Genomic DNA, 13,088 nt, shown 5'->3' on the forward strand with positions numbered 1-13,088 from the left:
TTCTTCTTCACTTATCAATAGATAAATTGATTCTATACAAAAAAAGAAAGTGGTTACAAAGAATTATTGTGCAAAAACAAAAAAGCACCCAACCATTGTCAGGTGCCTTGATCTATTAAATTGCGGCTTTTTCGTCTTCCTCTTCAAGGACACGTACAAATTGACCTTCGTTTAAAGGATAACCGGCTTTCGTGATTTTCACTTTCACCAATTTCCCTACCATATCTTCCGTTGCCGGGAATACTACTTTCAGGTAATTATCCGTATATCCAACATAGTGATCGTCTTTGTAAATTTCTTCAGGGATAACTTCTAATACTTCATTTTCAAACCGAGAAGCGTATTCTTTCGCTAATTGGTTTGAAAGTTCAATTAGACGATGAACTCGTTCGTTCTTAATATCTTCATCGATTTGGTCGTCCATACGTGCTGCAGGAGTACCTGTCCGCTTTGAATAAGGGAACACGTGAAGCTCCGAGAATTTATGTTCATTGATGAAATTAAATGTTTCCATAAATTCTTCTTCCGTTTCACCAGGGAATCCGACAATGACATCAGATGTAACGGCAAGTCCCGGTAAAGCCTTCTTAAGCTTTTCCAAGCGTTCTGCAAAGAATTCCATCGTATATTTTCTGCGCATTCTCTTAAGGACCGTATTGGATCCCGATTGAAGTGGAACGTGTAAGTGTCTGACAACGATATTTGATTGATCGATCACTTCAATGACTTCATCCGTCAGTTGACTGGCCTCGATGGAAGAGATACGAATTCTCTTCAGACCTTTCACTTTTTGCTCCAGATCTTTAAGAAGCATGGCAAGATTGTAGTCTTTCATGTCCTCTCCGTATCCACCTGTGTGAATGCCTGTCAGGACAATCTCTTTATAGCCTGCATCCACAAGCTGTTGAGCTTGATGAATGACTTCTTCAGGATCACGGGATCTCATCAGACCACGTGCCCAAGGAATGATACAGAACGTACAGAAATTATTGCAGCCTTCCTGGATCTTAAGAGAGGCACGTGTACGATCTGTAAACGCCGGGACATCCAGTTCTTCGTAGACACGGTTCTTCATGATGTTCGTGACGCCATTGATCGGTTGACGTTCTGTTTTGTATTCTTCGATATACGTAAGCATTTTTCTTCGATCCTGCGTTCCCACCACGACATCGACGCCTGGTATTGCCATGATTTCAGCAGGGGATGTTTGAGCGTAGCATCCTGTTACACAAATCACTCCGTCTGGATTCTTACGGATGGCACGACGAATGACCTGTCTGCTTTTTTTATCTCCTGTATTCGTTACCGTGCACGTGTTAATGACATACACATCTGCAATCGAATCATATTCTACACGTTCGTATCCTTCTTCTTTAAATAGTTGCCAGATGGCTTCTGTTTCGTAGTGGTTCACTTTACACCCTAGAGTGTGAAACGCTACTGATGGCATTACAATCACCTCATAAGTTCTAATTGATAGCTGATGGCTGAGAGGACATACAATGGAGCAGTCTCCGTCCGTAAGATTCTTGGGCCAAGGCCACATGGGATAAAGCCCTCGCTCTTACACATCTCTACTTCTTTTTCTGTCAATCCACCTTCAGGACCGAATACGACAAGGACACTTTGTCCATGTTCAATCGTCGATAACACCTTTGAAAGATTTCCTTTTTCTCCGGCTCTTGCTTCTTCTTCATATGCGATCAGTTTGTAATCAAACTGTGCCTGTATTAATTGCTTCAATGAAATGGGGGCAGATACGTCGGGAACAAGGAGTCTATGAGACTGTTCCGCTGCTTCCTTGACGATTTTTTCCCATCGTTCCACCTTTTTCTTTGCTTTTTTATCGTCCCACTTCACAATGGAGCGATCCGCATTAAAAGGGATAAATTGAGTGGCTCCAAGCTCTGTTCCCTTTTGGAAAATCAACTCCAATTTATCCCCTTTCGGCAGTCCGCTCGCAATGGTTACTTTAATTGGTAATTCTTTCGTCGTTGTTTCCCATTTTACTATTGATAGTTCTACTGAGTCACTGGAAATCGTTTCAATACGGGCGATTGCTGATGCTTGATCCTTAAAGACAGCATAGACTTCATCCTCTTCCTTCATTCTCATGACACGAACGATATGATGATAGTCGTCCCCTGTTATCGTAATCGGATCATTTTCTCGATATGTGTCATTAATAAAATATCGTTGCATACAGTTTCAACTCCACCGTTTTTACTTAAATTCACATAGGCTTCTTGGCAATAATAGCGACCCAGTCTTCCATGACCATAATTTCTTCTATTATAAATCCGGCAGACTCCAATGCATCACGAACTTCTTGCTTCTTTGGCTGGATAATCCCAGAGGTGATAAAAAATCCGCCCGGTTTCACAAGTTCGAAGGCATCAAGTGTAAAGCGTAAAATGATTTCAGCCAAAATGTTCGCTACAATCACATCCGCTTGCCCTGTAACGCCATTCAATAAATTATTCTCGTCAACCGTCACAGTTTGTTGAACTTTGTTCAGCTTCACATTCAGTCTCGCTGAACGGACAGCCACTTCATCCAGGTCATACGCTCTTACATTGTCTGCAGCCAACTGTGCAGCAGCAATGGATAATACACCTGACCCTGTTCCTACATCGATGACCGTATCATGTTCTTTAACGATTCGCTCAAGAGCCTGGATACACATGACCGTTGTAGGATGAGTTCCTGTCCCGAACGCCATGCCTGGATCCAGTTCAATGATGAGTTCGTCACTGTGAACCGGTGTATAGTCTTCCCAAGTAGGGACGATCGTAAATTTATCGGAAATCTTCACAGGATGGTAGTATTTCTTCCACGCCGTTGCCCATTCTTCCTCATTCACTTCTGAAATTTCCACTTTGTTTTCACCAATGTCGATATCATAGGTAACCAGGTTCGTAATGCCCTGCTTGATCTCGTCAACGGTTTCACCAAGAAAGCTATTTACGGGTAAATACGCTTTGACTAAGACACCTTCACTCGGATAATCATCAGGATTGAGTTGGTAGATCTCTCCGAACATATCTTCTCTTTCCTTAATTAATTCGGCAGGGTCTTCAATGACCACACCGCTTGCTCCAGATTCATGAAGAATGTTTGAAATAGGTTCAATCGCTTCATTCGTAGTAAGAATACTGATTTCTGACCATTTCATTGATCTACCAACTCCGTCCTTTAGTTATTCGCCTTTAAAGGCTTTTTTTACTTTATCAAAAAAGCTTTCATGCTGTTCGTCTGGTACCTGTCCGCTAATATCCGCAAATTCTCTTAATAATTGCTTTTGCTTATCTGTTAATTTAGAAGGGGTAACCACCTTCACCTGAACATGCTGATCACCTGTACCGTATCCACGTACATTCGGTACTCCTTTACCTTTCAAACGGAATCTCGTGCTTGTTTGAGTTCCAGCAGGCACTTTCAGCTTTACTTTCCCGTGCAGGGTCGGTACTTCAATTTCATCACCTAATGCCGCTTGTGCAAACGTCACTGGCATTTCACAATAGATATCATCTCCGTTACGCTCAAAGAAATCATGAGAGCGAACGTGGAAGACAACGTACAAGTCACCGGCAGGTCCGCCATTTATACCTGGTTCACCTTGACCAGTCACACGCAGCTGCTGTCCATCATCGATACCAGCCGGGATTTTAACAGAGATTTTACGACGCTTCTGTACTTTTCCGGCTCCGCCACAAGTTGAACATTTCTCCTTGATTTGTTTACCTGTACCGTTACAGTAGTGACAAACCCGTCTGTTCACAATGCGGCCAAACGGTGTATTCTGTTCTACATTCAATTGACCCGATCCATTACAGTGAGAACATGTATTGACCTTGGTTCCCGGCTTCGCACCTGAACCATGGCAAGTGTCACATTCTTCTTCTCTCGGAATCTCGATTTCTGTGTCTTTCCCAAAGACCGCTTCTTCAAATGTCAATGACATCGTGTACTGAAGGTCGGCACCTTGTCTAGGTGCGTTCGGATCTCTTCTGCGGCCTCCGCCGCCTCCGAAGAATGTGTTAAAGATATCTTCGAAACCACCGAAACCGCCACCGCCAAAGTCAGCTCCGCCGCCAAATCCCTGGTTAGGGTCAGTATGTCCAAAACGATCATATTGAGCACGCTTTTGATCATCACTCAATACTTCATAGGCTTCCGATATTTCTTTGAATTTTTCATCCGCATCCGCTTCTTTATTAATATCCGGATGATATTTTTTGGAGAGCTTGCGGTATGCTTTCTTCATTTCGTCTTTTGAAGCGTCTTTTCCGACACCAAGAACCTCATAATAGTCCCGTTTACTCATTAAAACACCACTCCCGAATCCTTTGCATAAAGGTTATTTTAACATTGAGCTTTGACTATTATCAATAAAAACTCAACATTACTTCTAATTGATTGTGTCTGTTAGATGAATGTAACACATTCTGTTTCTTTCAATCATAGAAAAAGTCAAAGCCAAGAACCGCCCTGACTTTGACTTTTTCGTTCATACTGGATTATTTCTTGTCGTCGTTTACTTCTTCGTATTCAGCATCGACTACATCGTCGTCTTTCGAAGCTTCGCCTTCTGCTCCTTGAGCTGCTTGAGCTTCCGCTTGAGCCTGCTCATAAAGCTTCATCGTTAAGCTTTGAACGATTTCTTGTAATGCATCTTTCTTTTCACGGATAAGATCCAGATCATCTTTTTCGATTGCTTCTTTTAATTCAGCTTTCGCATCTTCCGCTTTTTTCACTTCATCTTCTTCTACTTTGCCTTCAAGGTCTTTTAACGTTTTTTCCGTTTGGAAAACAAGTTGGTCTGCTTCGTTGCGAAGTTCGACTTCCTCTTTACGTTGTTTATCCGCTTCGGCATTTTCTTCTGCTTCTTTCACCATGCGTTCTACTTCATCATCTGAAAGACCGGTAGAAGACTTGATTGTGATGTTTTGCTCTTTACCTGTTCCCAGGTCCTTCGCACTAACATTCACGATACCGTTCTTATCAATATCGAATTTCACTTCGATTTGTGGTACGCCACGTGGTGCAGGCGGAATGTCCGCTAATTGGAAACGACCAAGCGTTTTGTTATCAGCAGCCATTGGGCGCTCACCTTGTAATACGTGGATATCAACAGCTGTCTGGTTATCAGCGGCAGTTGAGAATGTTTGGGATTTAGATGTCGGGATCGTCGTGTTACGCTCGATCAGCTTAGTTGATACGCCACCCATTGTTTCGATACCAAGTGAAAGTGGTGTAACGTCAAGTAAGACAACATCTTTCACGTCTCCAGTCAGAACTCCACCTTGAATCGCTGCACCCATCGCTACAACTTCGTCAGGGTTAACGCCTTTAGATGGCTCTTTACCTGTTTCTTTTCTGATTGCTTCTTGTACAGCCGGGATACGAGTTGATCCACCAACAAGAATGATTTTATCGATTTCACTTGCAGAAAGACCAGCATCTTTCATTGCTTGACGAGTTGGTCCCATTGTACGTTCTACAAGATCTGAAGAGATTTCATCGAATTTCGCTCTTGAAAGAGTCACTTCCAAGTGAAGTGGACCAGCTTCTCCTGCCGTGATGAATGGAAGTGAGATCTGAGTTGAAGTCACTCCTGAAAGATCTTTCTTCGCTTTCTCAGCTGCGTCTTTAAGACGTTGAAGTGCCATTTTATCTTTAGAAAGGTCGATCCCGTTCTCTTTTTTGAATTCAGCTACAAGATAATCGATGATCACTTGGTCAAAGTCGTCTCCACCAAGACGGTTGTCACCGGCAGTAGAACGTACTTCGAATACACCGTCACCAAGTTCAAGGATGGATACGTCAAATGTACCGCCACCAAGGTCATATACGAGGATGGTTTGGTCTTGATCCATTTTATCCAGACCATATGCAAGTGCAGCAGCAGTTGGTTCGTTGATGATACGCTCAACTTCGAGACCCGCAATTTTACCAGCGTCTTTTGTTGCTTGACGTTCTGCATCATTGAAGTAAGCAGGTACTGTGATGACTGCTTTTTCAACTGTTTCTCCAAGATAGTCTTCTGCATATGATTTTAAGTGTTGAAGAATCATAGCTGAAATCTCTTGTGGAGTGTATTCTTTTCCTTCTGCTTCTACTTTGTGAGCTGTTCCCATATGACGTTTCACTGAGATGATCGTGTTTGGGTTTGTAATGGCTTGACGCTTTGCTACTTCCCCAACTTGCTTTTCTCCATTTTTGAACGCAACAACTGATGGAGTTGTGCGGTTTCCTTCTGCATTTGCAATAACCTTTGGCTCTCCGCCTTCAAGTACTGATACACATGAGTTTGTTGTACCTAAGTCAATACCGATAATTTTACTCATAGTAAGAAACCTCCCTGTTTTGTATATGTAATGTCTTTATTATTGATTGACCTTCACCATGGAAGGACGAATTACTCTATCTTTCAGTTTGTATCCCTTTTGGAATTCTTCAACAATTACATTGCTATCGAAATTTTCATCTTCTGTTTGCATAACTGCTTGATGCAAATGTGGATCAAACTCTTGACCTACCGCTTCAATTGGCTCTACTCCCTCTTTCTTAAGGGCTTCAACAATACTTCTATGAACCATTTCCATTCCTTGAAGCAGTGTTTTTGTTTGATCATTATCAGCATCTATATTTAAAGCACGCTCGAAATTATCAAGTGCCGGCAATAGTTCAGTGATAAGTCCTTGAGCACGATATTTCTCCTTCGATTCGTTTTCTACATTGACGCGTCGGCGGAAGTTATCAAAATCAGCTCTTAAACGAAGATAACGATTCTCAGACTCATTCAGCTTATCTTCCAATTGTGAAAGCTCATCTGATTCATGTTGTTCTTCTGCTACTTCCTCTGCTTGAGGTTCTTCAGCGAACACTTCTTCCACCACTTCGCTGTTTTCTTCTTTCGCATCATGCTGCTCTTGTTTTGTTTTTTCAGACATAACATTCACCTCCTTAAAAATCTACGAACACTTGTAGGCTCCAGATGACGATAAAGACGGCATTAGAGCCTTATTTTCCTTTATACAATATGTCCACTAATCTTCACTTTGATACAGTTTCGTAAGAACCTTGGACATATCATTTGAAAAGAAATTAAGTAAACTCACGACACGGGAATACTCCATTCGAGTAGGTCCGATGATCGCAATGGATCCTAATTGTTCTTTACCAATAGAATAAGTAGCGGTTATGAGACTGCAATTCTCCATAGCAAGATGATCATTTTCTTTCCCGATTTTAATGTTCAATCCTGAAGCGGATGGACGAATCAAGTTGTAGACGCTCTCCTCTTGTTCGATCATTTCAAGGAGCATGCGAACTTTATGGACGTCATTAAACTCAGGCTGGTTGAGTATATTGGTTTTCCCACCAAAGAACAGCTTATCCGTGACCGTTGGATTAAAGGAATCCGTGATCGAGTGAAGGATAAAATCATAGTTCTGAATATGCTCTCTTAGCAAAAGAGCGACTTCCTTGAAAATTTTATCGTTTAACTCACTGATGGGAACACCCGATAACCGGTCATTTAAGATGTGCACAAGCTTCTCAAGCTCTGCTGCATCCATTGTCGGCGGGATATGGAACAGTTTATTTTCAACATGCCCGTTATCCGTCACGATGATGGCAATCGCTGTATCCTTGTTCAAAGGAATAAGTTGAATCTTCTTCAGCTTATTTTCCTTCAAATCGGGACCTAATACGATGGTAGTGTAATTCGTCAGCTCGGAAAGAATCTTTGCCGACTTCTGAACCACTTTCTCCAATTCATATATTCGCTCAGTGAAGATGGAGCGTATGGCATGCACGTCATTCTTCTCTAATTTCTGTGGAGAAAGCAAGTGATCCACATAATAGCGATAACCCTTTTCAGATGGAACACGTCCTGAAGAAGTATGCGTTTTTTCGATAAAACCCAAATCCTCCAAATCAGCCATTTCATTTCGAATCGTAGCTGAGCTGAAGGAAATTTCATCCTTCTTGGACAAGCTCCTCGAACCGACAGGCTGAGCTGACAGGATAAAATCATCAATAATCACTTGAAGAATTAGAAGTTGTCGATCTGTTAACAACATTCATCACCCCTGTTAGCACTCTATTGAGATGAGTGCTAAATCTAATTAATAAATTATCAAATCAGAAAAGGGATGTCAATATATTAGATTACTCCCAGAAAAGATTGAAATACTTCGTTTCCTAAAAAGCGGCCCTGTTTCGTAAGTGCGACCCGTTCTTCATTCACCGTGAGCAGTTCCCGTTTCTTCATTTCTTCAATCGATGAACCGAAGACGGACTCGATACTGCAGGCGAATTTTTGTTGAAAAACAGACTTACTTACTCCCTCTACCTTACGTAATCCGAGGAACATTTCTTCTTCCATTCTTTCTGCTTTCGTTACCTCGTGTTGCTGGATGGTAGGCAGGGAACCTTCTGCAATCGGGTCCATATATTTTTTCAGGGGACCATAATTGGAATAACGTACTCCGTTTATATATCCGTGAGCACCGGCTCCTAAACCATAATATTCATTATTGTCCCAATAAACGAGATTATGTTTGCTTTCGAATCCCCGTTTAGCAAAATTACTGATTTCATATTGATTGATCCCGTATTTCTCCATCGTTTCGATCAGAATCTCGTACATAGCCGCTTCCTGGTCTTGAGAAGGCAATGACAGCTTCCCTTTCCTCATCAGGTTATAGAAGACCGTTTTCGGCTCTACGATGAGTGAATAAGCCGAGTAATGAGGAAGATCAAGGTCCAGTGCTTTCTTCAATGTATCTTGAAAATCTTCCTCTGTTTGCTTAGGCAGGCTATAAATCAGATCAATGCTGATATTCGAGAATCCAACTTTTTGAGCCTTTTCCACAGACGTATACACATCTTCGCTTCTATGTGTCCGTCCGATTCCTTTTAGAAGCTCATCATTGAATGACTGAACACCAAAACTCAATCGATTCACACCGTGGTCCTTTAACACTCGAAGTTTGTCTTCCGTCAAATCGCCGGGGTTTGCTTCAAATGTGAATTCACCCTGATCAAAGGGTAGATGAGTGTTGATCGATTCGCATAATAGAGCAAGCTGGCTTGCATTCAATGATGTCGGAGTGCCGCCACCGACAAAAATCGTATCCAGTTTGTCAGGAGACATGACTCTTTGCTTCATTTCATTGCCCAGGCTGATTAAATATTCATTTACGGGCTGTCCTTCTAAAAAGACTTTATTGAAATCACAATAGTGACAGATATGTTCACAGAAAGGTATATGAATATAAGCTGATTTTACCAAGTATATCCCTCCTTTGGGGGCATTCATAGAGAAAAGGGGGTAAGCAGTGCCTGTATGGTACAAGCCACTTTCCCCCCTTTATCATGAAGACAATTATTTTTTATCCGTATCGTCCATTTTCAGGACGGCCATGAATGCTTCTTGCGGAACTTCTACATTCCCTACGGACTTCATACGTTTTTTACCTTCTTTTTGTTTATCAAGAAGTTTACGTTTACGTGATATATCTCCACCGTAACATTTTGCCAGAACGTTCTTCCGAATGGCTTTAATAGTCGATCTTGCGACAATCTTCTGCCCGATCGCTGCCTGGACAGGTACTTCGAATTGTTGTCTCGGAATTAATTCCTTTAATTTCTCTACAATCAACTTCCCGCGTTCATAAGCGAAGTCACGATGAACGATAAAGCTAAGGGCATCGACATTTTCAGCGTTCAAAAGGATATCCATCTTCACAAGCTTGGATTCTTTGTATCCGATCAGCTCATAATCAAATGAAGCGTACCCTTTCGTATTCGACTTCAATTGATCGAAGAAGTCATATACGATTTCAGCAAGCGGGAGTTCATAGACGATGTTTACTCGTGTATCATCCATATACTGCATGTCGATAAAGTTACCGCGTTTTCCTTGGCAAAGCTCCATGACCGCACCGACGTAGTCGTTCGGAACCATGATCGTTGCTTTAACATACGGCTCTTCAACATGATCCACTTTTTGCGGATCAGGCATCATAGACGGGTTATCCACTTTCACTTCTTCGCCATCTGTCAATTTGACATGATAGATAACACTTGGTGCAGTCGTGATAAGGTCGATTTTGAATTCGCGCTCAATGCGTTCCTGGATGATCTCCATATGAAGAAGTCCCAGGAATCCACAACGGAACCCGAACCCTAACGCTTGAGATGTTTCAGGCTCATATTGAAGTGCCGAGTCATTCAATTCAAGCTTTTCAAGTGCTTCCCTAAGATCGTTATAGCGATTTGAATCGATTGGATATAAACCGCAATATACCATCGGGTTTAAGCGGCGGTAACCTGGTAATGCTTTTTCAGCAGGGTTTTTCGCAAGAGTGATGGTATCCCCCACCCGGGTGTCCCCAACATTCTTGATTGCTGCTGTCAGGTACCCAACATCCCCGACCGTCAGTTCTTTCTGACCCGTCGCTTTCGGAGTGAAGACTCCGATCTCGGTCACTTCAAACTCTTTACCGGTTGCCATCATTCGGACCTTATCCCCTACTTTGACGCTCCCTTCCATCACACGGATGTAGGCAACGACACCTCTATAGGCGTCATATAATGAATCAAAGATAAGGGCTTTTAGTGGGGCATCGGGATCTCCCTGGGGAGCCGGTACCTTTTCAACCACCTGCTCGAGGATTTCTTCAATCCCGATCCCTGCTTTGGCTGATGCAAGGACCGCTTCAGATGCATCCAGACCGATGACATCTTCCACTTCCTGTCGAACCCTTTCAGGATCTGCTGCAGGAAGGTCGATTTTGTTGATGACCGGCAGGATTTCCAGGTCATTATCCAAGGCAAGATACACGTTTGCCAATGTTTGCGCCTCAATCCCTTGAGCAGCATCAACAACAAGGACGGCTCCTTCACAAGCAGCTAAACTACGAGATACTTCGTATGTAAAGTCTACGTGCCCTGGTGTATCAATCAGATGAAAGATATATTCTTCTCCATCCTTTGCTTGATACTTTAATTGCACAGAATTTAATTTGATTGTGATTCCACGTTCTCTCTCAAGATCCATTGAATCCAGTAATTGCTCTTTCATTTCACGCGCCGTCAGTGCTTTTGTTTTCTCCAAAATACGATCGGCAAGGGTAGATTTCCCATGATCTATATGAGCAATGATTGAAAAGTTTCTAATTCTCGATTGTCTTTCTAATTTCTCTTCACGGTTCATTATACGTTCAACTCCTGTTATTTCCACACATGTACACTATTTTGAATTATAGCAGTAGACTATATATTATTCAATGTAAACTAAAAGGGCTATACGGAATTGTCCATTTTAAAAAGCAAATCACTTAAGTTCTCAGAGAAAAAGCCTCAAAAAAAGAGAAGGCAGGAACATTCCCGAAAGCCTCCTCTTATATTAACGAAGCAATAAAGTTCACTATTTCATTGGTGATACTTTCAATTGTATTTGCAAGCGCCTTTCCGATCGAGGAAAACGCATTAAAGGCTTTCATGTCCTCTAATTTCTCTTTCTTTTCGCTTAACGTTTTCGATTCCACTTCATTCCCAAGGAAAGACGCTTCCACATTTCCTTCCCCGTCCTGACTCACTCCCACCGGCGAAGTGAATTTTTGTTGTTCATGTCCCTTCATTTCCACGATCCCTTGATTCGCATACTGCATTCCGATAAGTACCCCGATAAATAATGCAGATATAAGTAATGCACATTTAAAAAAGAATTTGGTCATTGGTCATCCATCCTTTTGATTACTGACTTGAAGCAGGAGTGACAGGTGTATGATTCACCTTTTCAGCCTGCCAATAATAATCTGCGAATACTTCAGCGAAAGCCTGTGCAGAACGCTCCAATTCTTCAAACGTATTATCTACTCCGCCAAACTCCAGTAACATGGCATTGCTTGAAAGATCCTGATTGAACTTCCCGTTGGTCCCGCTTCCCTTTTTCGCTATCACTCCACGTGAGATCCCTTTATAGTTTGCTTCCAATAATTTATGAAGCTCTGTGGCCACCTTTAAATTCTGCTCGTAATTCGGATGCTCTTCCCCAACGACAAATGCGAGCTTGGCATAAGATTTCCCATTGATGGTCCCCGTCGTGATAGCCCTTCTCTGTGAATCACGATGGATGTCAACAAGATAAAGTAAGTCTTTATTACTCGTCATGGCAGCCTGCACTAATGGTCTCGACTCCTGGTAAGCAGCCCAATAATCCAATCCTTTATTGTTCAGGTTCGCTATCACATCGGTTTTATCGATGGTCGTTCCAATCCCAAGTCCCTCTAAGTTCCTCTTCACCATTTCCCCCACCTTGGTGACATTTACTTCCGAGTGCATGGCTGAATCCGGATTGGTCACCCCCTCCAAGTAGGGCAGATAGGATTCGCGGGTGTGGGTGAAGTAAAGATGAACCGTCTTTTTATTTCCGGTTGATAGTGGTGGGGCCACATCCCCACTCTTTTGATCCGATTCTTTTAAATTCTCTACATTCTTGAGTGGAGCTTCATTTCCCGCTTCGAGTGCTTCGGGAGGAGGGACAGATTCGATCGGCATATTCGTAAAATCCGTTCCCTCCCCGGCCACAAGGATATCCCCATCGAAAATCGAGAATCCCGGAAGCTCTCTCCCCAGGAAACTTCGTGGATCTTCAAAGCTCACATTGGTAGCCACCTGAAAAAGGAGGGAGGACAAATTTGGTAAAGCCTGCTCTTCTTCAGTCAAAACTTGATTAAAAGACCGGTTTTCTAATGCCAGGATCTTATATAATGCTTCACCCTTCACATTGGAAGCTGCTTGATTCAAGGAATTCGATGTAATTCTATACTCAGGGTTCAAGGAAGTGAGGATGCCCGTTATCGAAAAAATTGAGAGCAATCCTGCCACGAAGATCAACATCCCTTTCAGTATCGTTGACATATTAATCGCAACTACATAATTAGGCGCTTTATACGACCTCATTCTCCCACCCTTTCCTTTAATCTACTCTAGTACAACGTATGTCATTACTAGAGAAAGTAGAACAATATTTAGTAGTCATTATGAGGTTATTGGTGGAAAGTTAAACA

Annotated in this window: 11 protein-coding genes; all 11 read right to left on the reverse strand. The window is 42.3% G+C overall.

Translation table 11 applies throughout. The features are described 5' to 3' along the window. Nucleotides 1–115: 115 nt before the first annotated feature. The 11 genes from mtaB to spoIIP all read right to left on the reverse strand — a co-directional run bounded on the left by mtaB (nt 116) and on the right by spoIIP (nt 12,981). Nucleotides 116–1,450 (reverse strand): tRNA (N(6)-L-threonylcarbamoyladenosine(37)-C(2))-methylthiotransferase MtaB, encoded by a 1,335-nt coding sequence (gene mtaB, locus ACIFOD_RS00950; RefSeq protein ID WP_430313158.1) that lies wholly within the window; start codon nt 1,448–1,450, stop codon nt 116–118. A gap of 5 nt (nt 1,451–1,455) precedes the next feature. Next, nucleotides 1,456–2,202, reverse strand: coding sequence for a 16S rRNA (uracil(1498)-N(3))-methyltransferase (locus ACIFOD_RS00955; RefSeq protein WP_430313159.1), 747 nt, complete (start codon nt 2,200–2,202; stop codon nt 1,456–1,458). Nucleotides 2,203–2,233: 31 nt separating this feature from the next. Next, a complete protein-coding gene (gene prmA, locus ACIFOD_RS00960; protein WP_430313160.1) occupies nt 2,234–3,175 on the reverse strand; it encodes a 50S ribosomal protein L11 methyltransferase in 942 nt (313 codons plus the stop codon). 24 nt (nt 3,176–3,199) lie between these two features. Beyond that, nucleotides 3,200–4,327 (reverse strand): molecular chaperone DnaJ, encoded by a 1,128-nt coding sequence (gene dnaJ, locus ACIFOD_RS00965; RefSeq protein WP_113970634.1) that lies wholly within the window; start codon nt 4,325–4,327, stop codon nt 3,200–3,202. A 193-nt stretch (nt 4,328–4,520) separates the two neighbouring features. Next, a complete protein-coding gene (gene dnaK, locus ACIFOD_RS00970; protein ID WP_397552143.1) occupies nt 4,521–6,350 on the reverse strand; it encodes a molecular chaperone DnaK in 1,830 nt (609 codons plus the stop codon). A 39-nt stretch (nt 6,351–6,389) separates the two neighbouring features. Beyond that, nucleotides 6,390–6,956, reverse strand: coding sequence for a nucleotide exchange factor GrpE (grpE, locus tag ACIFOD_RS00975; RefSeq protein ID WP_430313161.1), 567 nt, complete (start codon nt 6,954–6,956; stop codon nt 6,390–6,392). A 96-nt stretch (nt 6,957–7,052) separates the two neighbouring features. Next, nucleotides 7,053–8,087 carry a heat-inducible transcriptional repressor HrcA gene (gene hrcA, locus ACIFOD_RS00980; protein WP_430313162.1) on the reverse strand — a complete coding sequence of 345 codons (1,035 nt, stop codon included), beginning with the start codon at nt 8,085–8,087 and terminating at the stop codon, nt 7,053–7,055. Between the two features lie 86 nt (nt 8,088–8,173). Further along, complete coding sequence (hemW, locus tag ACIFOD_RS00985; RefSeq protein WP_430313252.1) at nt 8,174–9,331, reverse strand: radical SAM family heme chaperone HemW; 1,158 nt, start codon at nt 9,329–9,331, stop codon at nt 8,174–8,176. 66 nt (nt 9,332–9,397) lie between these two features. Next, nucleotides 9,398–11,230, reverse strand: a complete 1,833-nt coding sequence (gene lepA, locus ACIFOD_RS00990) for a translation elongation factor 4 (RefSeq protein ID WP_430313163.1) — start codon at nt 11,228–11,230, stop codon at nt 9,398–9,400. A 187-nt stretch (nt 11,231–11,417) separates the two neighbouring features. Further along, complete coding sequence (locus ACIFOD_RS00995) at nt 11,418–11,753, reverse strand: DUF3679 domain-containing protein (protein ID WP_397552140.1); 336 nt, start codon at nt 11,751–11,753, stop codon at nt 11,418–11,420. Nucleotides 11,754–11,772: 19 nt separating this feature from the next. Continuing rightward, a complete protein-coding gene (gene spoIIP, locus ACIFOD_RS01000) occupies nt 11,773–12,981 on the reverse strand; it encodes a stage II sporulation protein P (protein WP_397552139.1) in 1,209 nt (402 codons plus the stop codon). Nucleotides 12,982–13,088 lie beyond the last annotated feature (107 nt).

It is taken from the genome of Rossellomorea sp. NRS-1567 (genome assembly GCF_050467885.1).
Classification (GTDB): Bacteria; Bacillota; Bacilli; order Bacillales; family Bacillaceae_B; genus Rossellomorea; species Rossellomorea aquimaris_C.